At 48.5% G+C, this 26,673-nt stretch carries 16 protein-coding genes; 4 read left to right on the forward strand and 12 right to left on the reverse strand.

The window, feature by feature from the left end:
• Nucleotides 1-93: 93 nt before the first annotated feature.
• The 7 genes from MKY66_RS26900 to uvrB form a co-directional block, all read right to left on the reverse strand.
• Entirely contained in the window at nt 94-3,744 is a 3,651-nt protein-coding gene (locus MKY66_RS26900) for a DEAD/DEAH box helicase (protein ID WP_076209855.1), read from the reverse strand.
• 104 nt (nt 3,745-3,848) lie between these two features.
• Entirely contained in the window at nt 3,849-6,362 is a 2,514-nt protein-coding gene (locus MKY66_RS26905; RefSeq protein ID WP_017692029.1) for a U32 family peptidase, read from the reverse strand.
• A 327-nt stretch (nt 6,363-6,689) separates the two neighbouring features.
• On the reverse strand, nt 6,690-8,642 hold the full coding sequence (locus tag MKY66_RS26910; protein ID WP_339806409.1) for a stalk domain-containing protein: 1,953 nt from the start codon (nt 8,640-8,642) through the stop codon (nt 6,690-6,692).
• Nucleotides 8,629-9,798: a trypsin-like peptidase domain-containing protein gene (locus MKY66_RS26915; protein WP_083656971.1), complete on the reverse strand. Its 1,170-nt coding sequence runs from the start codon at nt 9,796-9,798 to the stop codon at nt 8,629-8,631. Before MKY66_RS26915 ends, MKY66_RS26910 begins: the two co-directional genes overlap by 14 nt.
• A 276-nt stretch (nt 9,799-10,074) precedes the next feature.
• On the reverse strand, nt 10,075-10,287 hold the full coding sequence (locus MKY66_RS26920) for a hypothetical protein (RefSeq protein WP_017692026.1): 213 nt from the start codon (nt 10,285-10,287) through the stop codon (nt 10,075-10,077).
• 337 nt (nt 10,288-10,624) lie between these two features.
• Entirely contained in the window at nt 10,625-13,483 is a 2,859-nt protein-coding gene (gene uvrA, locus MKY66_RS26925) for an excinuclease ABC subunit UvrA (protein ID WP_076209853.1), read from the reverse strand.
• An 866-nt stretch (nt 13,484-14,349) separates the two neighbouring features.
• Nucleotides 14,350-16,341 (reverse strand): excinuclease ABC subunit UvrB, encoded by a 1,992-nt coding sequence (uvrB, locus tag MKY66_RS26930; protein WP_076209852.1) that lies wholly within the window; start codon nt 16,339-16,341, stop codon nt 14,350-14,352.
• Nucleotides 16,342-16,510: 169 nt separating this feature from the next.
• On the opposite strand from uvrB, the gene MKY66_RS26935 reads away from it, so the two are divergent.
• A complete protein-coding gene (locus MKY66_RS26935) occupies nt 16,511-17,308 on the forward strand; it encodes a flagellar motor protein (protein ID WP_062837042.1) in 798 nt (265 codons plus the stop codon).
• The gene (locus MKY66_RS26940; RefSeq protein ID WP_076209851.1) at nt 17,292-18,116 is read left to right on the forward strand and encodes a flagellar motor protein MotB; all 825 of its coding nucleotides are present in this window, start codon (nt 17,292-17,294) and stop codon (nt 18,114-18,116) included. Before MKY66_RS26935 ends, MKY66_RS26940 begins: the two co-directional genes overlap by 17 nt.
• 100 nt (nt 18,117-18,216) lie before the next feature.
• Here the strand turns inward: MKY66_RS26940 and MKY66_RS26945 are convergent, their stop codons facing one another.
• From MKY66_RS26945 to MKY66_RS26955, 3 genes are read right to left on the reverse strand one after another with little or no spacing between them, the layout of a single operon-like run.
• Nucleotides 18,217-19,395: an ABC transporter permease gene (locus MKY66_RS26945; protein WP_076209850.1), complete on the reverse strand. Its 1,179-nt coding sequence runs from the start codon at nt 19,393-19,395 to the stop codon at nt 18,217-18,219.
• Complete coding sequence (locus MKY66_RS26950) at nt 19,388-20,584, reverse strand: ABC transporter permease (protein ID WP_076209849.1); 1,197 nt, start codon at nt 20,582-20,584, stop codon at nt 19,388-19,390. Before MKY66_RS26950 ends, MKY66_RS26945 begins: the two co-directional genes overlap by 8 nt.
• 13 nt (nt 20,585-20,597) lie before the next feature.
• Complete coding sequence (locus MKY66_RS26955) at nt 20,598-21,533, reverse strand: ABC transporter ATP-binding protein (RefSeq protein WP_036667718.1); 936 nt, start codon at nt 21,531-21,533, stop codon at nt 20,598-20,600.
• 211 nt (nt 21,534-21,744) lie between these two features.
• Here MKY66_RS26955 and MKY66_RS26960 point away from each other — a divergent pair, with 211 nt between their 5' ends.
• Together MKY66_RS26960 and MKY66_RS26965 are read left to right on the forward strand one after the other, a co-directional pair.
• On the forward strand, nt 21,745-22,956 hold the full coding sequence (locus MKY66_RS26960; protein WP_076209848.1) for a sensor histidine kinase: 1,212 nt from the start codon (nt 21,745-21,747) through the stop codon (nt 22,954-22,956).
• Nucleotides 22,957-22,977: 21 nt separating this feature from the next.
• Nucleotides 22,978-23,667, forward strand: coding sequence for a response regulator transcription factor (locus tag MKY66_RS26965; protein WP_076209847.1), 690 nt, complete (start codon nt 22,978-22,980; stop codon nt 23,665-23,667).
• A gap of 92 nt (nt 23,668-23,759) precedes the next feature.
• Here MKY66_RS26965 and MKY66_RS26970 read toward each other — a convergent pair whose 3' ends face one another.
• Entirely contained in the window at nt 23,760-25,088 is a 1,329-nt protein-coding gene (locus MKY66_RS26970) for a PDZ domain-containing protein (protein ID WP_076209846.1), read from the reverse strand.
• Between the two features lie 64 nt (nt 25,089-25,152).
• Entirely contained in the window at nt 25,153-26,625 is a 1,473-nt protein-coding gene (locus MKY66_RS26975; protein ID WP_076209845.1) for a S41 family peptidase, read from the reverse strand.
• Between the last annotated feature and the right edge of the window lie 48 nt (nt 26,626-26,673).

The raw sequence follows: 26,673 nt of genomic DNA on the forward strand, positions 1-26,673 counted from the left end.
TTCTGTCCTCTACGTTTCTCGTGTAAATGATTAGTCCCACTTGTAGAGATTCATATATTTAATAATTCTTATTGCTACGATGCTTGGACTCCATTATACCATCAACAATTCGCGGATATCCTGTTCGGACAAGGTCGTCGATCCCCCGTCTCCTGGTTCGATCACTTCGGCAATCAAGTCCTTCTTGCGCTGCTGGAGTTCCAGAATCTTCTCTTCGATCGTACCTTCGGTAACCAGACGGATAACTTGCACTACTTGTTTCTGTCCCATGCGATGGGCACGGCCAATGGCCTGTTCTTCCACGGCAGGATTCCACCATAGATCATATAATATAACGGTATCTGCCCCTGTTAAGTTTAGTCCGGTACCGCCAGCTTTCAGGGAGATTAAGAACAGTTCAGCTTCGCCCTCATTAAATCTGTGGCACATCTCGACCCGGCTCTGTGCAGGGGTCTGACCATCAAGGTAGAAAAGATTCCTTCCCTGTGCCGCGAGGGTCTGACGAATCAGGTTCAACATGCTGGCAAATTGGGAGAAGATGAGAATTCGTTTCCCTGCAGCCAAACAATCCTCGACCGTTTCAAGCAACTGTTCCATTTTCCCGGAATCGCCTTGATACCCTTCAACAAAGAGGGCCGGATGACAACACAACTGACGTAAGCGCGTGATGCCAGCCAAAATTTTGATACGATTCTTCTGGAATCCGTTATCCTCCATGTCCTTCGATGCTTCATCCTGAAGCTGGGAGAGGTATGCCGCGTACAATTTCTTCTGTTCAACCGTAAGCTCTGATCGCTGTACCGTTTCAATTCGATCAGGCAATTCTTCCAACACATCCTTCTTCAGACGGCGCAGAATAAACGGACGTACCATCCGCGAGATCCGTTCCGGAGGAAGGTCGCGGAATCTTCTGTAACTTGGAAATAACCCAGGGAATACCGCTTCAAAAATGGACCACAATTCATCCAGCGAGTTCTCCACAGGTGTACCTGTGAGTGCAAAACGGCGCGGAGCTTGAATTTGTTTGACTGCCTGCGCGGTCTGGGAAGAAGCATTTTTGATTGCCTGAGCTTCATCCAAAATGAGCGTATGGAAGGTTCGGCCGAGATAGGTGTCCAAATCCCGTCGCAACAGAGGATACGACGTCACAATTACATCTGCCTCATCCATGCCTGAAAGCATGCTGGCTCGTTCTTCTTTCTGACCTGCGGCAATCAGTACGTTCAGATGCGGGGCGAACCGCGCAAACTCATTGGCCCAGTTATAGGTTAGCGAGGCAGGCGCCACAACAAGTACCGGAGGGTGAATGACCCTCGTTCGGATCGTCAGTCCATCCTGCTGCATCGTGGACCATAGGCCATCCGTATTCACTGAAGCCATCTTATCCAATGGGAGACCAGTTTCAGGGTCGATGTCGGAAGTCGTCAACGTTTCACCGCCCCGTAATGATCCGCTCTCCCGGTATTTATCACCGCCCGTATGCTCAATGTTGTACTCAGGCTTCTCCTGAAGCACTGCTGTGATATACGCGATGCTTTGCAACGTTTTGCCAAGTCCCATATCATCCGCAAGAATGCCGCCAAAACGATAATAAGCGAGGGTACGCAGCCACTGGTATCCGCTGTTCTGATAATCCCGCAGGATGGGGGTCAGTGTCTCTGGCAATGCAAAATCCATCCGCTCGGGATCTCGCAGATCATCGAGGAAACGTTTCAGGGAGCCTCCCCACTTCACATGACCGGAAACCTCATCCCTACCCGGCAATTGTAACGCCCGAACAGCTGGCAGCCGGATATGGCTGCTCTTGATGTCACCTACTCCCAGTCCGAGTGAATCGGCCATGTGAGCGAAGCTGTCTGCACCTTCATTTTCAAGCGAGAGAAAGACACCGCTCTTGAGACGGAAATACGGTTTCTTTTCCACAATGCGGCGCATGAGTTCCTGAAGTTCCTGCTCGTCCACACCTTCCATCTCGAATGAAATCTCCAGCCAGTCCAATCCTCTTCCCAAATCTGCTCGTACTTTCGGCGGTGTGGGATAGGATTGCACCATCGCCTTCACGGCGTTTGGCATATAGATATCTACCTGTTTCTCAAGCTCAGGCAACAGATGATACATGACATCATAGATGGCATCTTCCCGTTCGCTCGCCCAGACACTACCATCCCTTTCAAGAAAGGATCGATCAAGCCGTTCAATCAGATTCCGCTCTTTGTATCGATCACGCACCAAAATAACCTTTTTCTCTTCTTCATCTATCAAGTACTCTGCCAGCGGATTAATAACCATGACCTCATAGTCGAATTCCAGACGCGCTGTAATACGCTCACGATAGAAGTCGATGTACAACTTGGGTGAGAGTTCCGGTTCCGCGATCTGTTCACGCACCTGTGAATCAATGGACAGATGGCCGAGCGTACGCAGTTCTGGCACAACATGCTGCACAAACTCATCCACCTGCTGAGTCGAAATATCGATGCTTTCCTTTATCCCATATGAGGTAAGTGCTCCACTCAAGTCCTCCAGACTTCGCATCTGCATCGGCTCCAACATGTGCAACTGCCCTTCCACCACAGCGGCATCATACGCAGGGAGAAGAATCAGCTCACGCAGTCCGGAAATTTCAAGCTGGTATCCTTCATTCGTTCCCTGGGCGATCCGGTAAAATAAAGGAAGTACCCCCTCACCCAGTGTGAGTGGTCCATTGGCAAATCCCGTGCCCTCCATCCGGCTGTCAGCCTGTAGCAGCAATTCCAGCAGTGGCTTCCATACGAGCGGAGCAATCAATATATCCCGTCCGTCCGAAGCTCCCAGATAACCGGAAATGGATTCGCGGTATGCCTCTTCACTCTGCCTCATTCGAATGAGCATCGAGAGAATCGCCTGATCCTGCGGAGTGAACACATGCATTAATGGATCGTAGTGGAACAGTTTGGTAAATGACATGGGCTCGCCCTTCTCGATACAGTTCAGGAATTGCTTCACTTTCTGCACCACATACAGACGTTTGTTACCCACTTTCAATTCAAGAGCAAGTTTCCCACCACCCTTGTGAACCTGTGTCAGCTTGCATATAAACTGAACCTGCAATTCTTCCCTCAGGGAGGAACGGCTGACAGGGGCAGTGTATTTACGATCATTTCCATGCAGCGGTCTCCGATCTTTGGCAAACATGGACAGAATCTGATCCGCCGTACGGTAAGAAGGTTTATCTGCCGAGCGGCCCCAACCCGAAGCTGAGCTTGGACGACCTGCTTGGGCAAAGTGAACAGGTGGACGCTCTGGAGCATCATTCAGTTGCTCTCGTTGTGAAGCGGACTGGGGGCGCTCCCACACGCTCTCTTCGACTAGCGTCCCAACCCTGGACTTGGAACCAAAGTTAGAACTGGTATTGGCTCCTTGGCCTGTAGCAGGTTGAGGAGGCTTCCCAGAAACAATCGTGGCATTACGCTCCTGCTGCTCACCCCATTCGTGAATAGCCAACAGGACAGCAGCGACATGTTTGCAATAGTCATAATGTCTGCCGTCACCCGGACAACTGCAGCCTGCCACAACCTCACCTGATCCATCTATATCCACCGTCACCTGATAGCGCTCCGATCCACGTACCTGTGCTTCATAATGAAGCTGATCCTCACTAACCACCAGATTGGTCACTCTGCCAGATTGGTTATAATCTTCTCCGCGCTTGAATGCCGTGACCCCGCACAGCAATTTGATATCCATAATTGTGAATGGCGCCACGCTTCTTCGCCTCCTGTGTCATGATGTAAAAAAACCCCAAGAGCTCCTTGAAGCAGAGTTTGGGGTTCCTTCATGCTTGTAACTGTTGTTATACCATACAATCGTTATTTCACCAATTGACCACGTGTAACGCCAAGTTGGTTCGTTGCTTTGAGTGTTTTCCAGACTTGTGTACCACTGATCTCGCCGCGCAGTGCACGGTTGTACAGATCAATTACTTCGCGTACCTGCTCAGGTGTCTCTTCCAGGAACTCCACACGGTAACGGGATACACCCAGATCCATAAAGTTGGTTAGATACTCGGCACCCGACTGTTCTACTGCGTTGTATACCGTATTACGGCAGCCTTCATCTACACGTACCGGGTGGGACATGCCGATCCGGTCTTGCAGGGATGCACGCTGCTCCTCACAAGGACGGCCACAGTTCGTGAAGTCCGTTCCTTCACTCATGAACGTACAGTACACACAGTGCTCCGTGTGGAACATCGGCAGATGCTGATGGATAACCACTTCGGTCTGACTTGTACGGGAGTGGCCCAGCAAATCAACCATTTGTTGAATGTTCAGGTCATAGGATGGAGTAATCCAATCACATCCGGCTTCCAGGAACAACTCTACTGCTTTGTGATTGGCAATGTTCAATGAGAAATCACCGATCAGTTCCGGGTGCTTCGCATCCGGGTTTTCCATCCGGTGACGAAGATAGAAGTACAGTGCTCCTGTATTACGTACCAATACTGCATCCGGCTTCAGACGCAGGATGTTGTTATGATATCCGTTCTCCCCTGGCATATGAATACGCGGTGTTGCCAGCGCGATCTTGCGACCAGCGGCATGCACAGCTTCCACGGCTGCCGGGAACTGTTTGATAAACTCGAAGTCGGCATAGATCATGCCGATTCCCGCTTCAATCGCTGCCTCCACTTGTGGCAGGCTGCGACAGAGCGCGGTCAACTCTGCTTGACCGCGAGCGACTGGCGATGCAGGTTTAACCGAATCGCCGTATACATCTACCGCCCGTTTCACGTAGACGGGTGGTTTAGGACGTTCGCCCGCGAGTTGTTCTACCGCCTGACGGCGAATATTATTCAACTCGCGCATCGGGATGATGACGTCACCGTGCAGATTGACGTCCATTCCTTCCAACTGGAACACTGTGCCTCCCAGACGACCGAACTGCTCTTCGAGCAATTCATGTGTCATTGGACGCTTCTGCGCGATGTCCAGTTCCATCTCGGAATCAATCCGGACGGTCGTGCCTTTCTGCACGTCTGTCCACCATGTGCTAAGCGGCTGCCCCGGGCTGCCAATGACCTTCACCTTCACCGGGAATACACGGTACGGCTTCTCGGTCTCAAAGCTTTGACGCAGACGTTTGTCCAACGCCGGGTCATTCGTTTTCCAGACTTTGTCTCCAACTTTCACGCGGCGCAGATCTACGTCACTGCGGCCTGGCACGACATCAACGATCCAACCCTCTTCGGCTTCGCCTTCGAGTTTTACGCCTTTGCGACGTACATCGTATACCCGTCCGCCTTCTTCCTTCTGAGTCGGGTCTCCGGCGTCAAATACGATCCCATCTCCACGTTTCACGGGTGCATCCAGCTTCAGGACCACACCATCGCGCAACACTTGATCCACACGACCGAGGTAGACACCACGGCTTTTCGGGAACGTTCCATCCACCAGTTCTTTGTTGTTTGTACCACTGAGGAAACCATGCGTGAATCCACGGGAGAAGCTTTGCTGCAATTCGCGAACTTCTTCCTTGCTTGGCGGTGTGTTATCTCCATCAAAATAACGGTCAATCGCTTTACGATATTTGCTTACTACGTTTGCTACGTATTCCGGCGTTTTAAGACGTCCTTCAATTTTGAAAGAAGTTACTCCTGCTTCGATCAGTTCCGGCATCAGGTCAATCGCTGCCAGATCTTTCGGAGACAACAGATAGGCTACATCACCCATCGGTTTGTGTACCCCATCCACCATCAGGTCATATGGAAGACGACAAGCTTGTGCGCACTCCCCACGGTTCGCCGAACGTCCTCCCCACATTTCGGAAGTGAGACATTGACCCGAGTAGGATACACACAGCGCACCATGAACAAATACTTCCATTGGAAGTTTTGCCTGCTCACCGATCTTCTGGATCTGCTTCAGGTTGTTCTCCCGTCCCAGAACGACACGTTCCATATCAAACGGCTTCGTAAACTCGACCGCTTCCGGTGACGTGATTGTCATCTGCGTTGAACCGTGAATCGGGAAATCCGGCGAGATCTCGCGGATCATCTTCACCAAACCCAAATCCTGAACAATTACAGCGTCCACACCTGCATCGACACAAGCGTCAATCAGTTCTTTGGCATCCGTCAATTCATTTTCAAAAATCAATATATTAAAGGTCAAAAAACCTTTTACGCCATAACTGTGCAAAAACGCCATTATCTCCGGCAGCTCGTCCATACGGAAATTGTTCGCCCGTGCCCGTGCATTAAACTTTTCGACTCCGAAGAAAATTGCATCTGCGCCATTAGCTACCGCCGAACGCATACAATCCCAGTCACCAGCCGGTGCCAGAAGTTCAACGTCTTCTCTTCGTATTGTTGCTGTTTTCATGTAGATCCTCCCCATAACCGGCTATTCGCCGGATTTCATCCCTATATCCTTAAACGCCTGAACATACCAAGCCTAAGACTGCACCTTATCGGGTACACCTGCATTGTCACGGTATTACAATATCTATCTATTATGTCTGTATTGCCTGAACTCCAAGCTTACAGTCATTCCTATTCATCAGATCAGCAGTCATAACTCCTGAACTAGTATAGTGTACCACTTCTGCACCGACTCTTCTACGTTTTCCTGAAAAAACCGTTTACCATTTTCATTTCCAGTACAACGAAAAAAACCGAAAGGTCTTTTGACCCTCCGGCTCCGCTAATATTATTTAATAAAAGTAAATGAGTTCACTGCTTTTTCCAAGGCAGCCGCCTGAACTTCTGTCTTGTTGGCATCATTCAGCCCACTTGTGATCGTATAGGTTGTTCCGTCCTTTTCAAAGACGATCTGCCGACCCGCATATGGCACGCCTTTGTCCAGTTCATGATACGTAAAGGAAAATGCAGGCACACCCGCAAACGTTAGCTCCTCACTGCCAAGCAACTTGAAGTTCTTACGGGTTTTGGTGGCTTCTGCATAAGCTTCTCTAAGTTGGCTGACCGTCATCTCGATCGACTTGTCTTCGCTCGCCGCAATGGAGAATTCTCCGCCCGTGAAGGTGTACACCACAGGTGAATATTCGAATCGATCACTATACGGTGTCCAGTAACGCGGAATATCTACACTGTATTTATAACGTTTGGACGTACGTGTAAGTGTCTTCGTTTTGTCTGTCAAATACGGATCTTCATCCAGCTGACCGAAATTATCGGCAACCGTATCAAAATCAATCTCCACACTCTTCATAATCCGTTCAAACCATGCCCGATCTGCAATCTGCTTCTCAGGGAACGTATACTCTGCATAATATCGATACCCATTCTTCTGCAAAAGAACATCAAACTCGGTCTGCCAGCCCCCGCCAAAGTTATAACGGAATTCATTCACCTCGGCAGTCTCTCCCGAGATATCCATCGTGTATGAGCCAATTGGCTCGTAACTCTCTGGTGTAAATGTCTCGAGCATCCACTTATCCAGTTGGCCGCTCCAGTCTTTTACCGTGGTGCCTGCCTTCGCCGATGTGACACGCCATTGCAGATATGCACCATCCTTGGCTTCATAGATCATCTGATTGTTATCCATCGACCAGCCGGCAGGAATCTTCAATTCAATACCATAGTCATCGTTCCACGCGGAGCGCATGCCATTATCTACGGTGGACAGATCCTTGATCGTTCGATCCGATTCCGCATAGGTTGGCTGGAATGAATTGAGTAGCGCTGCACGTTTGCCCAGATCTTTATAATTCAAGGCTTCGTAATCCGCGAGATACACATCATATTGACGACCTTCGCTCAGATACTGACGCATCTCCCATAACATGCCGTCTACATCCTTCACGATAATGCGTGCATAAGGTGTTTTGCCTTTCGACACCGCTTCACGATCCAGCACCGTATCTCCCGATTGTTTGGCCTCCTGGACAAGTTGCTGCAACAAATCATCCGCATCCAGAGCCACATCCTGATCGCTGACATACACTTCAAGATAATAACTGTTGTCCGCAGCGCCGAAAGTCATCATACGCTCCTGCTCACCGGTCTGGAAAACTATAAGATCTGCCGGGTAGTTAATGGACCAACCGTAAAAACTGTTGCCAATTCTGGTTTTGCCTTCATCCGGATGAAGGCCATCCTCTTCATCCACCGAATCATCGATTTGCAACAGACGAATGACCATCTCTCCGGAACTGGTTGGAGCTAGTGTCGCTCCGATACCGGCAGCAACCGGACGAAGTGGGACCATAAGTACGCCATTCACCATTTTGGGAGCGGCACCCATCTCATGTTTTACACCATCCACCCAGGCAATTGAACTGCCAATCGTTAGGGTAACCGTGTGTGGACCTTCCTTGATTTTGACAACATCATTTTTCTCCAGCCGGATCTCACTGCCAAATGCTTTCTTGAACACTCCAACAGGCACCATCGTGACACCCTTAAACTTGTAAGGTTTGGCTATGGCCTGCTTATCGCCGTTAATGTAGGCGCTCGTGCTCCCCGCTTTGACCCGTAGTTCACTTGTCGTCAGATCAGATGCCCATACAGGCAATGCCGCTCCAATGGTCAGCATCCCGGTTAATACACCTGTGCTTAGCACACGTATCCATGACTTTTTCATTCCGTTCTTTCGTCCTCTCTCCATCCGGGCTGATCGCCGGGCTTTATTGTTCTTCATCTGCAAGGAACGCTTCATCTTCCTCGTCTACGATGTCTGCGCGATCAGCAAGCACCAACGTGCGGGTGACGATATCGCCATCCGATTGCATCAACAGCTTTACCTTTTGCCCAGGCAGATACTTTTTGAGCAACTCATTGATATCCACTACTGAAGAGACACGTGTGCCCGCGACACTGTAAAGGACATCGCCCTCTTTGATTTTGGCTTTCTTGGCTTCAGGAGACAGTACGCCCGTAATCGTTAAGGGATCATCTGTAGGCAGGCCCACAATCGCAGACCAGCTTTCTTCCAGCTGTAGCCCCAGACTTGCACGTTTTATTTTTCCATATTTAAAAAACTGATCGATGATATATTGAACGGTATCCACTGGAATCGAAAATCCCAAACTCTCTACGCCTACCGCAGAAAATTTCATCGAGTTGATACCAACCACTTCACCCTTCAGGTTGACCAGCGGTCCTCCGCTATTTCCTGGGTTAATCGCCGTGTCGGTCTGAATCAACCGGTAGGTCGCCTCAACACCACGATTCAAGCCGCTAATTACCCCTACCGTTGCCGAGTTGCGCAAAGAAAAGGAAATCGGCGTACCCAAGGCAATCACCGTTTCTCCAACAGTGGTTTGTGAAGCTTTGGCAAAGCTCGCCGGTTTGAGTGATTTGGCATTGATTTTGATTAGCGCCAGATCACTTAGTGCATCACTGTATGTTTTCGTAATTTTGTATGTATTGCCATCCGTCGTTACGACCACAGGGTTTATTAATCCATCTACCACGTGAGCATTTGTTACAATCCATCCATTGGACCGGATAATGACACCTGTACCATGTGCAAGATTATATCGATCGTCTGATGTTGCACCGTCCTGCACTTCGGTAGATTTCCCAATAATGCCTACGACCGAAGGAGATACCTTTTCGATCACTTTGGGAATGGCTTCACTTCCCTTGTACGTGTACGTTCCGGATTTGGCATCATATTGTCCACTTCCACCAACTGCCTTGAGCAGATCCTTGGTGTTCACATAGACTTGACCGTCTACCACTTTCGCTTGCATCGCCGCTTTGGATTCAGCTGCACCGGCCGTTGCCGCTACACTAATCGAGAGTACAGCAGCCATCAGTATGGCTATCCCCTTTTTACCCAACACGCTCATATTCTCACCTGACCCTCTCTATACATCCTTCTTGCGCGACTCGACATCGGATTCATCGCTGAATCTATTCTCTTTTTCTCTCATCTGCAATTCCGGTATCCCTCAATGTATCATACAGAATCTGGATATACAATTGTTTTAAGTCCTATTTTAGTAGAGAAGGTATAATCTTGTTCCATCGCTCGATATAAACGAAAAAAACACCCTCCATGTCTCCCGTGGAAAGTGTTCCTCCATACTCTTTTGGCTTAAATTCCATTCACTTCAGGGGCATTCCTACTGAGCAAACCAACCCGTTATCATCGCATAGTCTGTCATCAGAAATACCAGTAGGCTGACTACTGCAAATCCGATCGCAAACAGATTTTTCTTCGGTGCCCGAAGAAGCCGAACAACTCCGATGAAAATCAGGATCGTAAATAAGATGACAAAAATATCAAATGCATTAAAATTCGATGTACTCGCCGTGGCAGCTTCTGCAAACAGCATGGATAGACAGACCTCCTTACCATAGTTGAACAGCTAACGCATACCCTAATATCTTCCTCTATGTTATCTGTACCCTGCTTGTAATGCAAGCCCTATCATCCATAAAAATGAAAAAAAGCCAATTTGGCCGAATATTCCTGTAATGCTCGTCGCAAAGCATATGTAAACACTTTCACGAAATAACCATAGTTCGAGGGAAACACTGTGCATAATTCATAATGAAAGCCCTTCTTCTCGGAAGCAGAGCACATTAGATCGTAATCCAACGTCTTTACCTTTTCGAAAAGAAGGGCCAATACTGCCACTTCATATTGATATAACTACTGGTTAGAGGACCTTAGTCCACCAATTGCAGCGCCTTACTCCGCTCGGTATCCCGCTCCAGAACTGGCTTCAAGTACTTGCCGGTATAAGAAGCTTCCACTTTAACGATATCCTCAGGTGTTCCAGTTGCAACAATGGTTCCTCCACCGCTACCGCCTTCTGGACCCAGATCAACAACATAGTCTGCCGTTTTGATCACATCCAGGTTATGCTCAATCACCAAGACTGATTCCCCGGAATCAACCAGACGGTGTAATACATTCAGCAAACGGTCGATATCATCGACATGCAAACCCGTAGTCGGCTCATCGAGGATATAGATGGTTTTCCCGGTACTGCGGCGATACAGCTCGGAAGCAAGCTTCACACGCTGGGCTTCACCACCAGATAATGTGGTTGCAGGTTGCCCCAGATTGATATAACCCAGACCCACATCCATCAGTGTCTGCATTTTGCGATGGATCTTCGGAATGTTCTCGAAGAATTGGGTTGCATCTTCAACCGTCATTTCCAGTACATCGGAAATATTTCTGTTTTTATATTTCACTTCAAGCGTTTCCCGATTGTATCGTTTGCCTTTGCAGACTTCACAAGGAACATAAACGTCCGGCAAGAAGTGCATCTCAATCTTGATAATGCCGTCTCCACGGCAGGCTTCACAACGTCCACCTTTGATATTAAAGCTGAACCGGCCTTTCTTATATCCACGTACTTTGGCTTCATTCGTCTGAGCAAACAGATCCCGGATATCATCAAAGACACCTGTATACGTAGCCGGGTTGGAACGTGGTGTCCGCCCGATTGGCGACTGATCAATATCGATAACTTTATCGATATGCTCCAAACCACGAATCTCTTTATGTTGACCCGGGCGCACCCGAGCACGGTTCAGATCACGTGCCAGCGTTTTGTAGAGAATCTCATTAATCAATGTGGATTTACCTGAGCCGGACACGCCCGTTACCGCAGTAAATACGCCCACTGGAATCTTCACGTTCAGATTCTTCAGGTTATTTTCTTTGGCTCCACGTACTTCCAACCAACGGTCTCCTACACTTCTACGTTCTGTACGAATCGGAATGAATTTGCGTCCACTCAGATATTGACCAGTTAAGGAGTTCTCATCGTTCATGATCTCCTCCGGTGTACCCTGTGACATGATGGTACCTCCGTGGATACCTGCACCTGGGCCAATATCAATAATATAGTCGGCAGCCATCATCGTATCCTCATCATGTTCAACCACGATCAAGGTGTTACCAATGTCGCGCATATGCGCAAGTGTTGAGATCAGACGGTCATTATCCCGTTGATGCAAGCCAATACTTGGCTCATCGAGAATATACAGCACACCCATCAGGCTGGAACCAATCTGTGTAGCCAGTCTGATCCGCTGAGCTTCCCCACCGGACAATGTTCCGGCAGCACGACTCAGTGTAAGATAATCCAGACCAACATTCACCAGGAAGCCGAGACGACTGTTGATTTCTTTCAAAATCAGTTTGGCAATCGTCTGCTCCTTCTCCGTCAATTCCAATGAATCGAAGAATCGGCCAGCTTCACCAATGGACAAACTAGTCACATAGGCCATGTTGTGATCATTAATCGTAACCGCAAGACTCTCGCGTTTCAGACGTTGACCTTTACATGTACCGCAAGGCTTCGCACTCATGTAACCTTCAATAAATTCACGGATACCTTCAGATGCTGTATCACGATATCTACGCTCCAGGTTATTCACGATACCTTCGAAGGTAACCAGTGCTTCCTTCCGTTGTCCAAAATCATTCTCATAGCGGAAACGGATTTTCTCCGTACCTGTACCCTGCAACAACTTGTTCATCTGCTCAGCTGGCAGATCTTCGACAGGTACATTCTGCGGAATGTTGAAGTGTTCACATACTGACTTCAGGAACTGCGGATAATAGGTGGACGTTCCACCTGTCCAAGCATCAAAAGCACCATCTTCTATCGTCTTGCTGCGATCCGGTACGAGCAGATCAGGGTCAACGATCATTTTCACACCTAACCCATCACAATCCGGGCAAGCCCCGAAAGGACTGTTAAATGAGAACATCCGTGGTGCAAGCTCTTCAATACTGAATCCGCAAACCGGGCAGGCAAAGTTGGAACTGAAGCGCAGTTCTTCTTCACCCATAATGTCCACAAGTAGTTGTCCTCCGGACAAATTAAGTGCTGTTTCAATGGAGTCCGCCAGACGCGCCTGTACATCATCTTTAACAACGATCCGGTCAACAACGACTTCAATGGTATGCTTTTTGTTTTTCTCCAATTGAATATCTTCTGACAGGTCACGCAGTTCCCCGTTCACCCGCACACGGACAAAGCCCTGTTTGGACACATCAGCAAATACACTTTTATGCTCGCCCTTACGGCCCGAGATAATGGGTGCCAAAATCTGCAAACGGGTACGCTCTGGATATTGCATAATGCGGTCAACCATTTGTTCTACGGTTTGGGAGCTAATTTCCACCCCATGGTCCGGACAATGCGGATGGCCCACACGTGCAAATAACAGACGCAGATAATCATAGATTTCGGTCACAGTTCCAACCGTGGAACGGGGGTTACGGCTTGTTGTTTTCTGATCTATTGAAATGGCAGGAGATAATCCTTCGATGGAATCCACATCCGGTTTCTCCATCTGTCCCAGAAACTGCCTTGCGTAAGCTGACAATGATTCTACATAACGCCGCTGTCCTTCGGCATAGATCGTGTCAAAAGCCAGCGAGGACTTGCCTGAGCCACTCAGACCGGTCAATACAACAAAGCGGTCACGCGGGATGGTAATGTCGATATTTTTCAGGTTATGCGCTCGTGCGCCTTTAATGACAATGTTATCGCTCGCCAATAGTATTCATCCTCTCAGTGTGTTAATCCAAACCTTTATAAAGGCTTTTCGATCCCTCCCAAACCCTCCCTTCCAAGGGAGGGCCCCAGAGGGCGCAGCCCTCTGGACACCCGAAACAAGCGGTGCAACGGTGAGGGGTCGGGTCTTGCTATGTGAAGGGTGGTCGTGTGCCCGCGGCTCCGTATAAGGTTCCGGCTCATTGCCGGAACCTTATACGACCGCTCTACTGCGAGGGTGCGCTCTCAGCTTCGCCTTGGTCGCGACAAGGTCGCCATTGCCTTCGGCTCGGCTCCAAGTCAACACCGGGACGCTCTCAGCTTCGCCTTGGTCGCGACAAGGTCGCCATTGCCTTCGGCTCGGCTCCAAGGTCAACACCGGGACGCTCTCGGCTTCGCCTTGGTCGCGGCAAGTTCGCCATTGCCTTTGGCTCGGCTCCAAGGTCAACACCGGGACGCTCTCAGCTTCGCCTTGGTCGCGACAAGGTCGCCATTGCCTTCGGCTCGGCTCCAAGGTCAAGAGCGGGACGCTCTCAGCTTCGCCTTGATCGCGGCAGGTCGCCATTGCCTTTGGCTCGGCTCCGAGGTCAACACCGGGACGCTCTCGGCTTCGCCTTGGTCGCGACAGGTCGCCATTGCCTTCGGCTCGGCTCCAAGGTCAACACTGGGGCACTCTCGACTCCCAATTGCTTTCCTATAAACCTTTTAACCAATTTCAACATTTCTATCAGTATAGACCCGAATTCAAGATTTCAACATCTCTTATTATCGGTAGATATCAACGATTTCCTTACTCAACAAGAGAACGGCCAATTGGCCGTTCTCTTGTTACAGATCCATCTTTACTGGAGCATATGAATGAGCTGTATCTTATTCAGCGCGAAGTTCCAGCAACGCATCGCGAAGCTCGGCAGCACGCTCAAACTGCAGGTTTTTGGCTGCATCTTTCATCTCTACCTCTAGGCGCTGAATAAGCGCCTGGCGATCTTTCTTCGACATCTTCTCGGCTGCGCCTGTGAGATAGTCTTTCTTGGATTCAGCAACTTTGGTTGCCTCAATCACATCACGCACTTTTTTGCGAATCGTCTGTGGTGTAATTCCATGTTTCTCGTTGTATTCGATCTGGATTGCGCGACGACGTTCTGTTTCCTTTATCGCTTTATCCATCGAATCCGTCACTTTGTCACCGTATAGAATAACGCGACCCTCGCTGTTCCGTGCCGCACGACCAATCGTTTGGATCAGTGAGCGTTCGGAACGCAGGAATCCTTCCTTATCAGCATCCAATATAGCAACGAGGGATACTTCCGGCAGATCGAGACCTTCCCGGAGCAAGTTAATTCCGATCAGGACATGGAACACGCCCAACCTTAAATCACGTAAAATCGCCATCCGTTCCAATGTTTTGATCTCGGAGTGCAGATAACGAACCTTGATTCCAACTTCCTTCAGATAATCTGTCAGGTCCTCGGACATCTTCTTCGTTAATGTTGTAATCAACACACGCTCGTCTTTGGCAATCCGGTCATTAATCTCACCGATCAAGTCATCAATCTGCCCCTTGGTTGGACGCAGTTCAATGATTGGATCAAGCAGTCCGGTTGGACGAATAATCTGTTGCACCATCGTATCGGTATGCTCGATCTCATACGGGCCTGGTGTGGCCGATACATAGATGATCTGATCCATCTTGCCTTCGAATTCATCGAATTTGAGTGGACGATTATCCAATGCTGACGGCAGTCGGAAACCATGTTCAACCAATACCGTCTTCCGCGCCTGGTCACCATTGTACATCGCACGGATCTGTGGCAGAGTCACGTGAGACTCATCGACCACAATCAACATGTCATCCGGGAAGTAATCCATCAGTGTGTATGGGGTATCGCCGCGTTCGCGGAAAGTCAGCGGACCGGAATAGTTCTCAATCCCCGAACAGAATCCAACTTCCTTCATCATCTCGATATCATACCGTGTGCGTTGCTCCAGTCGCTGAGCCTCCAGCAGTTTTCCCTGTTCACGCAACACTTCAAGACGCTCCTCCAGTTCACGCTCAATGTTCACCAGCGCAACCTTCATCGTCTCTTCTTGCGTTACGAAGTGAGACGCCGGGAAGATGGCAATATGTTCACGTTCGCCAATCAGTTCTCCGGTTAACACATCAATCTCCGTAATTTTCTCGATCTCATCACCAAACAACTCAACCCGAATTGCATGTTCGCCCTTGGAAGCAGGGAAAATCTCAACAACATCCCCACGAACACGGAACGTACCCCGCACAAAGTTAATATCGTTCCGCTGATACTGGATCTCTACCAGACGAGACAAAATCTGATTGCGCGGTTTCTCCATGCCTACCCGGAGTGACAGCAACATGCTTGAATACGAGTGCGGTGAACCCAAACCATAAATGCAGGAAACACTCGCTACAATGATGACGTCCCTGCGCTCAAACAACGAACTTGTCGCTGCGTGCCGCAGTTTGTCGATCTCTTCATTAATACTTGAATCCTTCTCGATATACGTATCGGAGGACGGGATATATGCTTCTGGCTGAAAATAATCGTAATAACTGACGAAATACTCAACCATGTTATTAGGAAAAAAATCTTTGAACTCACTTGCAAGCTGCGCTGCCAACGTTTTGTTGTGTGCAATAATCAGCGTCGGACGTTGCAGTTGGGCTATCGTCTGGGCTATCGTAAACGTCTTACCCGTACCCGTTGCACCCAGCAGTGTCTGGTACCTTTTCCCCTCCTGAACACCCTTCACCAATTCTTTAATGGCAGCAGGCTGATCACCTTGGGGAGAAAACTCTGACTCGATTTCGAACGTTTTGTCGCTCATTATAATATCGCTCATTGCCGTATCTCACCCTATCGTCTAAAATAATAGTCACTATATATTGTCGAAGTTCCCCGAATTTTCACATGGGAAAACTTATAGTAATAGGAATATTTGTTCCCGTTTAATTATACCTCGTTCGTTTTAGTGATGCAAACGTGAAATGAAGATAGGAGTGGGTTAATTTATGGATATTGCGACACTTATCGGTATTATTGCCGGAATTGCCGCAGTCATTAGCGGTTTTTTGTGGGAAGGCGGCCAATTGTCCGGTCTCCTGCAAAAAACGGCTGCTTTAATTGTATTCGGTGGAACGATTGCTGCTGTAGTTGCCAGTTTCCCGGCGCATCGCCTTCGTACGATTCCAGCTGCCCTGCGTATGGCTTTTGGACGTAACAACAATGAATCAGGCTTATGGGTCGAAGAACTGGTGGAGATGTCTTCAATTGCACGCCGCTCAGGTGTACTTGCATTGGAACGCAAGGTTATGGATCATCCGCATCCATTTTTGCAAGATGGTATTCAGATGGTTGTTGATGGTACCGATCAGGATGTGGTTCGCCAGATCCTGGAGATGGAGATTGACTCGATTGAACAAAAACATGAGGGTTATGCCAAAATATTCGAATCCGCTGGTGGTTACGCCCCAACCATGGGGATCATCGGAACCGTGATGGGACTTATTCAGGTACTTGGCAGTTTGACCGATCCCACCGGACTCGGACCTGCCATTGCTGTTGCCTTTACCGCAACCCTGTACGGGGTCGCCAGTGCCAATCTTATCTTTTTGCCCATTGCCTCCAAGATCAAATCCAGAGGTGCCGATGAAGTGCAGACCATGGAAATGCTTCTCGAAGGTGTACTTGCCATTCAGAACGGTGAGAATCCCCAGCTTGTACGCAAAAGACTGGAGTCCTTCACCCTCACGCATCGTCAGCATATACGCCCCCTAGCAAAGGAGGGATTGGATGAGTCGGCGCAGTAAACGGCGCGGAAAACGTGAAACTATCGATCATCGGGATCGCTGGATGATTACTTATGCCGATCTCATAACTCTGCTTTTGATCTTTTTTGTCATCATGTATGCCATGAGCAATCTGGATTCAGGTAAATATGACGTCGTTACTCAATCGTTACAAAATACATTCAATGCGTCCGACTCTATCCTTGAGCTTGGTGAGGGACTCGGTGAGAAGCCCGGACAGACGATTACAGAGACTCCGCCATCCGAGGTGCAGGGTGAAGACCCTTCAAAAGGTGAAGAAACTGCAACACCAGATGATGACAACAAACCCCTCACAGAACGGGAAGAACAGTTCAGATCACAGGAGCAGGAATTGCAAAATCTGTTCAATGTGATTACCCAATATATCGAGGATAATAAACTGGAAAATCAGATTTTTGTTGCTGACAAGCCACAGGGCCTGTCCATTACACTTAGTGACCGCTTCCTGTTTGACCAGGGACAGGCCGCTCTAAAGGACGGTGCAGCGCCAACGCTCAGTAAACTTGCCAGCCTGTTCCGCGATCTGAATACCGTTGTCAGCATTGAGGGTCACACCGATAATGTTCCTGTGGGAGCTAACTCCGCCTATACCGATAACTGGCAGCTTTCAGGAGAACGTGCACTGTCTGTATTGCGATTCTTTCTGGATACTGAGAAGCTTAACCCGGACAGCTTCCAGTATGCCGGATATGCGGATACTCGCCCAACGGGTGACAACACCACAGCCGCGGGAAGACAAAAGAACCGTCGGGTCGAAATAACGGTCCTGCGTCAGCTCCAGCCTTAATCATCCATATCTCACATAATGCAACATTCCTTATGCAAAGAAAGCACGCTCTAACTGAATTCAATTCAGCAGAGCGTGCTTTCTTTTATGTCGTATTACCTTATGCCTCTACCCCTGGCTGGCTAGGGCGTAGAATCGCAGAGCCTACAGTCAGCAAAATGGCAGCCATGCCAAACAAAATCAATAACGGCAATGTGATATCCGACAATGTACCGCCAGCAGAGATCGTCCCCACCGCCTGAATCGCCCATTTCTGTGGAACAAAGTTAGCGAGCTTCTGCATATAATCCGGCATCAACGAGATCGGCCAGAAACAACCACCTATCATGCAGGTTGGCATAATGACAAGTGAATTCAACATATTCGCATTTTTGGGATTACGGATTAATCCTGCCACGGTACTTGCGATCCCCATGGAGACCAGCATGAAAGCGGCCAAGATGATGAAATGAATGCCAAAAGGAATGCCGGCATCATAATGCAGCAGCCACCTGCTGACTCCCAAAACGAGAACAATCTGAATCATACCAATGACAAAGCTGCCCAGGAAATTACCAAGCGCAATCTCATATGCACGGACGGGTGCCGTGTATACTCTGGCCATCGTACGTTTCCTGCGATCTTCCATTATCACAGCCACTGCACTGGTCAACAGCCCCATCATAAACATAATCGTAAATCCAGTCACATTGTTCAGGCCTGGTTTGGGATAGATCTGCAGATCGGTGACTTCACCAGCAACCTGATGTTTTCCTATCTCCTGTAAAAGCTGTTCAAATGGCTTCAGTGTACTCGATAGTATATCTGTCTCACTTGAGACAGGACCTGTTGCCACCTTAACAGCTGAAGCAGATTGTAACAATCCGCTCGTCAAACCTTCAACTGCTGCTCGTAGGGTATAGGAACTTTCACTTATACGCAGTTCCACCAATTGAATTTCGGTTGGCTTTCCTTGTAACAGATCCTCCGTATAATGTGCCGGAATGATGATGCCCGAACTTCCTTTTTGCTGAGCGATGGCTTCCTTCACTTCTGCTTCGTTTGTCATCGGTTTGAGCAGATACTCCTCCTTGTCAGCAAGTTCATGAATCATCCATGTCCCTGCCACCCCTCCATCCTCATTCACATAGGGAATAACAGTACGTGTACTCTGCTCGCTTCCAAAAAGAGCAACTGCTCCTGTAATCACCAGGCAAGGCAGAAGCAGAAACGTAATGAAGCCCATTTTACGGCCAAGTGTACGTCTAATCATCAACCAGGCGATGTGTAGACTATTCATATCGGTATCCTGCCTTTCTATAGATCAATCCTGAGATGAACAGTAATACAGCGCAGACCACGCCTAACATTAGAATGTTATATACAATCTCTCGTACAGGTGCATCCAGCATCATTCTCAGAAAACTCTGGAGCGCCCAGTGGTTAACCGTAAATTCGCTAAGCCGCTGTACAAAATCAATCGGAATGGGCGTGAACCCACCGCTAATGAATGTCATGGCAACTATGATACCTTGGATGGTTGCACTGGCCGATGCTGTGCTTTTGCATACCAGTGCGACGATTACACCAAGGGTCATGGAGGCCATTGTGATACATACACAAGTCAGCACAATATACCAAGGATGGGTTCCCCAATCCACACCGTAGAACCAATATGTCATAAGTATGATCGTTGTTGCCTGTAAAAAAGCGAGCAGACTATTGCCTGCAATTTTGCCGGCGAAAATAACTCCGTTACCTATCGGCGCAGCCTGAAGGCGAATTAACGTTTTGTTATCACGCTCTCCAAAAAGGCTGGTACTGGTTGTCATGCCTGAGTACAACATGAACATCGCCAGCATGGAAGCTGCATAGTATTGGGAGGCACTATACGCCGTACCTGTCTTACCTGGATTAGTGACAGCAATGGAGGTGGAATTCGCCGCACCGGACTCCGAAGCAGAGGCCATGGCAGCAATTACTTCCGGACCGAACACTTTGGTAATCGCCATCTGTCGGTTCCATTCATCCGTAAAACGTGTGAACAAAGTTTCACCCAAGGTATTAAGTGTGTTGTCCTTTCCTCGTATCCACTGTAACCTGGCCTCTTTCCCCATCATCACGTTTTGCTCAAAATCCGAAGGAATCATTACAGCAAAGTCCAGCTTGCCGGTACGCAGCGAATGAACGGCCTCTTCTTCAGTCGTAAAGTTCTGCACCTTGACCATCTCAGCCACTTCCGGGGATTTAACAAATGTATCCATCGCTTGATTAACCGTACTTGATCCTCCACCAGATTCAGTATTCAAATGGATAATTCCCACACGTACAGTATCCGGAATAACATCCTCCGCCGTACCCATCGTACTGGAAAGTGCCGTGCCCAATATAAAAATCAGTAACAACGGTAAAATAAACAAGTTTAACACCACAGATCGAATCTTAAGAATACGCCTTAATTCAAAGATGCAAATATGCCATATATTCATCTCTTGCTCCCCCCTAGTCCCGAAGCGTACGCCCGGTCAGATTGAGGAACAACGTTTCCAGATCCGGCTCTTCAACCTTGAGCGACTGAATGGATACTTCATGTTTGCTGCAAATGAAGAGCAGATCCTGCAGATCCTGCTGTGCCGAAGGCAGCGTAATGGTCAGTGTATTCTCTGAAACGTCTACCATCCGCACACGGGGGTGAAGTTTCAGTTCTTCCACGACGTCGGGACCGATACCGGAAGTGGAAAGCACTACTTTTTCCTCCGATGCTACCCGTTCTCTCAGCTCTGCTTCAGTCCCACAGGCAATAATTCGCCCCTGATCCATAATCGCAACCCGGTGACTAATCGCCGCCACTTCCTCCATGTAATGACTTGTATATATGATCGTTGAACCCATCTTGTTAAGTGTGCGTACCGATTCAAGAATATGATTTCGAGATTGCGGATCAATGCCAACTGTCGGTTCATCCATGATAATGAGATCCGGGCGATGTGTAATTGCACATGCGATGTTTAACCTGCGTTTCATACCGCCAGAGAAGGTCGAGGGGGCATCCTTTGCTTTATCCTGCAACCCTACAAATTCAAGAGACTCCTGCACTCTTTCCTTAAGCAATTTTCCACGCAGTCCATACAGTCTGGCAAAAAAGGTCACATTCTCCGCAGCAGACATCGTTTCGTATAAAGCCAGATCCTGTGGAACCAGTCCGATCTTGCGCTTTACTTCTAGCGGTCGCTCCTTGACCGATATCCCATCTAATCTGATTTCACCCTGATCCATATTCAGGAGCCCTGCAATCATGCTGATGGTCGTACTTTTTCCTGCTCCATTGGGACCGAGCAATCCAAAAATCTCGCCTTTGCCAACACTTAGGTTCAAATGATCCACGGACAGCTTGCTACCGTATCGTTTTACTACATGATCTACTTCAAGTATGCCCATCCCTTTTACGCCCCTTTTCCGTTTCGGCCTTCGCCGCTGGATTTCATAATTTTATTGTAACGGATCGTAATCTGTAGCGAAGGTATAAAAGGTCATGAATCGAAGGTGACTTAAGTCATCTCCTGAATCGAATGCTGCTTATGGTATAATCAAGGGCGCATTACCAAGAGATTTTCTACTCCACTTTTTATATAAAGGATGTCACTTACATATGCCGATGCGGTTTCTGCAATACGGATTAATTCTCGTTCCAGCCGTGCTGTACCTGTTGATGCTCCCCTTGGAAAATGAAGCCGTCTACACCCTGTATATCATCATCGCGCTTGGACTCTCCGTGTGGAAAGATTTTAACCGTTCAAGTACACAGCAGTGGCTGTTGCTTCTGGCCGAAATACTCTGGGGCTGCTGGCTGATTGCTTCGTATGGACCATTCCTGCTATTCCTCTCTCTATCCGTGCTCTACGTGTATATATACAGACTGGAGGGAAGTCGGAGATGGTTGATGTTTGCAATTCAGCTTGTCGCTAACAATATGGCTTTGCATTGGCATTATTCTGTCCCACAGGCATCACAGCCAGGGTTAACCACACTAAATACAACCGCCACTACATTACTCTCCACAGAGACAACTGCGATGGTTCTTGGCAACCTGCTTCTGCTCATCACAGCGGCTCTGTCCTGGCAGGGATCAAGAACGGCGAGCAGCCGCGGACAACTGGAACAAGTCTATGACGAGCTTCGCAGCAAACATTACGAGCTACAGGAAGCACGTGCGCAACTACTACTATTCGCAAAGCAACTTGAAGGAGTCGCTCAGGCAGAGGAACGTACCCGTATCTCCAGACAGCTTCATGACGATATCGGGCATCGACTGATTCGCACCAAAATGATGTCGGAAGCCGCCCTGCTGACCCTCCCCCGAGATAGGGAACAAGGAACGGAAATGGTGCGACAGATTCGCGATCAATTGGCCGATAGTATGGATGATATGCGCAGCACACTGCACAAACTGCAACCTAATTCCCATGCATCCAAAGCCTACGACCTGGATCGTCTCCTAGAGGAAGTCGGTAGAGATACCGGCGTGAAGACAAATTATGAAGTTCATGGCCCATCTCATGTGCTGTATCCCAGCATACAGATTGTTTTATACAAAAATGCCAAAGAAGCCCTGACCAATGCCCTCCGACACGGTAATGCTTCTTCGATCACAGTGGAGTTGGTATTCGGGGATCAGGAAGTGTGTATGAGCGTAAGTAATGATGGCAAAATCAATCCTCATTCTTCCAAGCGAAACGGCATAGGACAGGAAGGCATGCTTCTGCGCACACAAATGGTGGGAGGAGCCTTGGAGATTCAATCGGCTTATCCGTATACAGTGATTACACGCATTCCAATAACAAACCAGATGGATATACTCTGAAAAAAGGAAGTGAATGTTCTCATGTCCGAACGGAATGATGTGAACAACAAGAATGATTCAGGCCAGCCCCCACTTATTCGGCTGATTCTCGCCGATGATGACTATTTCATTCGTGAGAGCCTTAAAGTGCTGCTCGGACTCGAGTCTGGCATTCGTGTTACAGGCACGGCCTCAAACGGCCAGGAAGCGTTGGAATTGCTTGAAGCAGGAACGCCTGCGGACGTGGTTTTAATGGATATTCGGATGCCGGAATGTGACGGAGTTGAAGGTACCAAACGCATAAAGGCACGTTTTCCTGAAATCCTGGTGCTCATGCTGACTACGTTTGACGACGATGAGTATATTATTCAGGCATTACAGAATGGAGCAAGCGGTTATTTGCTCAAAAATGTGCCCCCTGAGCGAATCATTCAAGGCATCAAGACCGTACATAACGGCGATATGTTGATCCATCCGGATATTGCCCGCAAATTGGCAGGCCTTCTTCGCCCTGCTGCAATTCCCCTGACACAAAATCCAATCGAAGCCTATGGACTGACACGTATGGAGCTGGCGGTTGCCGAGGCCATATCGGAGGGTTTATCCAATAAGGAAATTGCCGCCAAATTGTTCCTCAGTGAAGGCACCGTCAAAAACTATGTCACGGATATTCTGGGTAAGTTGTGCTTGCGTGATCGGACTCAAATCGCCATCTTTATGTTAAAACAATAACAAAAAAGGTATTTCCCTTGCCTGTGACGGCGCTCGGAAATACCTTTTTTCATTGCTTGATTTATGCAAACATACTTCATCACGTATGCTAGTTACATCTCAATAGACCCTTTGTCACTGGTAACTGGGGCTGGCGGTAACGCCAATGGAGCTTCGTCCCTTTGTGGTTTTTTCAGACGGGCAAACAATTTGAGATTAATGACATGGAACAGCGTCAGTGGACGTAAACGAATCGCCCAGACCTCGTGATTGTCCGGTGCCATAATGACCCCAAGCTGATGATGCTCGCCTTCATAGATCGCTCGTTGCATGAACTTGCTTTCTCCCTGGTGATTGCGCACCTCAAGTTTGCAAAAAGCCGGGTTCATCCGCAGAGCACGATGCAACTCTTCCGGCGAATGAACCAACTTACCATTCACCTTGTACAACGTCTCTCCGGCTTCAATCCCCAAATCTGCAGCAGGACTCTCCGGAATAACAGCCAGTACCTTCAATCCATGCTGCGGATGGACAAATACCGGACTGCGGTTTTGCTCTTCAAACGCGCTATACCATACCAGAAATTCATGTCCAATAAATGCGATTAGCGCAGCAACCACCATGAGTGGAGACCACCATGCAGCAAGCAAACTGAACACAAGCAAAGTTGCCCCATATATCATCAACCGTTTTGATGAGATCTGCACCTTTTGTCCCGGAAGCATACTCTGCGTTATCTCACCAAATCCGAGCATAATCGGCAACGCAACCAGCATGTAACTATGACCTGCATTCATCAGTGGATTCCATGCCAGCTCCGCGCCACCTCCTGTGACTGGAACAAGAATCAGTAGAGGAATAGCCCAGAACTGTTGCAGTTGATATCCTCCAACCAGTTTCCCGCGTTTTCCCTCGAAGAGAAGTGGTGATGCCATCGATACCCCCTGCATACGTACCAACAAGGCTTCACCCATATGTAGAAGAGCCGCTAGAACAAGCAGTGCGGGCATGTCCAGGGTACGTAGTGCCTCCGTGATACTGCCCATCCAACCCGATGGCTGCCAGCCTGAAGCCAGATTCAAACCAAATTGCAGCACACCCAGTAACCCGGCTGCGTAGGCAAAACACAGATACCGAATACGAAACAAGGATAGAATTAATGTTGCAGCCCATATGCATAACAGGCTTCCCAGTGTAAGATGTGCACCGAGAAATAGGGACACGATCGAGACGATGGTACCGATGAGTATGCCTCCGAGCACCGCACGAATCGTCTGTGTTATTGAGCTTTGCAACCGAACATGAAACAATTTACGCTCCTGCAGTAACTGACGATGATAGATCAGCGCAATCAGGATCACCGCAATATAATAAAACGGCTGAATAAACAACTGCAACATAGCTTCCCCTAATGTAGTTAACCACGGCCATACCCATTCCATTGTGGTCGGTCACCCCTCTCTTTCAGCCGGTTCAGAAAAAAAGAAGGCTGAAAATCAGCCTTCTTTATGGCTTCGACACAGCGGACGAAATATCCTTCGAGACATTTTCGATCGCGCGTTTCAGCTGTGCATCATATTGAGGATTGGCAATACGTTCAATCAGAGCCGCTTCCAGTGATTCAGCGGTTTTCTCGTCAATCTGGCCTGTAGCCTGAATGCCTTTTTGCTTCTGGAATGCCTTGACCGCTTCTTCCGTCTTCTGGTCGTAGTATCCGTCCACACGATCCGGTTTGAAATCGAGTCCTCTCAGCATCGTCTGCGCACTTTTCACATCCGTGCTATTGCTGTCATATTTCAGTGGTAACTTCTCTTTGTTAATCGGTGCCACCGAGAAATAATCCGGTTGGTCTACCGCAATATCCGGTTTGATTCCTTTTTCATGAATCCAGTCTCCGTTCGGAGTGAGCCACTTGGCAATGGTGATCTTGAGCAAGCTGCCGTCACCCATCTGCTTGTCATAACTCGTCTGTACGGTTCCTTTACCAAAGGAGTTTTCACCAATCAACTTGGCATCTGCTGACTGTTGTAATGCACCGGCCAAAATCTCCGAAGCACTCGCACTACCTTTGTTCATCAAGACTGTGACTGGATAAGTTTTGGCTGATCCATTGGACTTACTTTGTTCCTTTTTGCCGTTCTTGTCTTCAACTTGCACAATAACCTTGCCTTTAGGAACAAACTGCTCAGCGATATCAATAACAACTTGCAACACACCGCCTGGGTCATTCCGTACGTCGATGACCAGACCTTTCATGTTCTGCTTCTCAAGCTTCGCCAATTCTTCCTTAAAGCGATCGCCCGTATTCAAAGAGAATTGAGTAATGGCAATAACGCCAATTCCGCCATCCTCCATGTGAGCATATACGGTCTCCAGATCAATGTCATCCCGTACAATGACAAATTCAATCAGCTCGGAAGATCCGGCACGTTTGACCTGTACCTTCGCTTCACTGCCCTTGGGACCTCTGATTTTGTTGACCGCCTTGTTCAGTTCCAAACCTTGCAGGGATTCGCCGTTGACTGACATAATCATATCTTTTGCACGAATACCCGCTTTCTCGGCAGGGGATCCTTTGATCGGGGAAACAACAACAACGTTTCCATCCTGTGAGGATACCTCTGCGCCAATACCGGTAAATGAACCTTCGATCGACTCTTCAAACTGAGCAGCCGTTTCCTGCCCCATATAGTTGGAGTACGGATCACCAAGCGAGTCCATCATGCCGTTGATCGCACCGTCAATCAATTTGGTCTGATCCACGTCTTTATAATAGTTGCTGGAGATCAAATCCATCGCAGTTTCAATCTTTTTCAAATCGTTCTTCTGCTGTGTATTGCCGGTTACACTAGCCAGCAAACCTTCGCCCGCTGTGGTCTGATTCGCTATTCCCGGGTAAGTCATCAGTACCAGGGTTAGCAAACTACCACCCAGGAGACCCACAATGACAAGCAGTAGCGCCGATCTTTTCTTCATCATCCGTTTGTCACCGCCTTTAGTTTTGAAGCGTGTCCGATTCCATTGTTG

This window comes from Paenibacillus sp. FSL R5-0766, assembly GCF_037971845.1.
GTDB lineage: Bacteria > Bacillota > Bacilli > Paenibacillales > Paenibacillaceae > Paenibacillus.

Excerpts from the sequence above, each read along its gene's own strand:
- MKY66_RS26955 (WP_036667718.1), bottom strand. The coding sequence starts at position 21,533 with ATGGGCATACTTGAAGTAGATCATGTAGTAAAACGATACGGTAGCAAG.
- MKY66_RS26910 (WP_339806409.1), bottom strand. The coding sequence starts at position 8,642 with ATGAAGAACAATAAAGCCCGGCGATCAGCCCGGATGGAGAGAGGACGA.
- MKY66_RS26915 (WP_083656971.1), bottom strand. The coding sequence starts at position 9,798 with ATGAGCGTGTTGGGTAAAAAGGGGATAGCCATACTGATGGCTGCTGTA.
- uvrB (WP_076209852.1), bottom strand. The coding sequence starts at position 16,341 with ATGAGCGATATTATAATGAGCGACAAAACGTTCGAAATCGAGTCAGAG.
- MKY66_RS26950 (WP_076209849.1), bottom strand. The coding sequence starts at position 20,584 with ATGAATATATGGCATATTTGCATCTTTGAATTAAGGCGTATTCTTAAG.
- MKY66_RS26935 (WP_062837042.1), top strand. The coding sequence starts at position 16,511 with ATGGATATTGCGACACTTATCGGTATTATTGCCGGAATTGCCGCAGTC.
- MKY66_RS26960 (WP_076209848.1), top strand. The coding sequence starts at position 21,745 with ATGCCGATGCGGTTTCTGCAATACGGATTAATTCTCGTTCCAGCCGTG.
- MKY66_RS26920 (WP_017692026.1), bottom strand. The coding sequence starts at position 10,287 with ATGCTGTTTGCAGAAGCTGCCACGGCGAGTACATCGAATTTTAATGCA.
- MKY66_RS26945 (WP_076209850.1), bottom strand. The coding sequence starts at position 19,395 with ATGAATAGTCTACACATCGCCTGGTTGATGATTAGACGTACACTTGGC.
- MKY66_RS26940 (WP_076209851.1), top strand. The coding sequence starts at position 17,292 with ATGAGTCGGCGCAGTAAACGGCGCGGAAAACGTGAAACTATCGATCAT.
- MKY66_RS26965 (WP_076209847.1), top strand. The coding sequence starts at position 22,978 with ATGTCCGAACGGAATGATGTGAACAACAAGAATGATTCAGGCCAGCCC.
- MKY66_RS26970 (WP_076209846.1), bottom strand. The coding sequence starts at position 25,088 with ATGGAATGGGTATGGCCGTGGTTAACTACATTAGGGGAAGCTATGTTG.
- MKY66_RS26975 (WP_076209845.1), bottom strand. The coding sequence starts at position 26,625 with ATGATGAAGAAAAGATCGGCGCTACTGCTTGTCATTGTGGGTCTCCTG.
- MKY66_RS26905 (WP_017692029.1), bottom strand. The coding sequence starts at position 6,362 with ATGAAAACAGCAACAATACGAAGAGAAGACGTTGAACTTCTGGCACCG.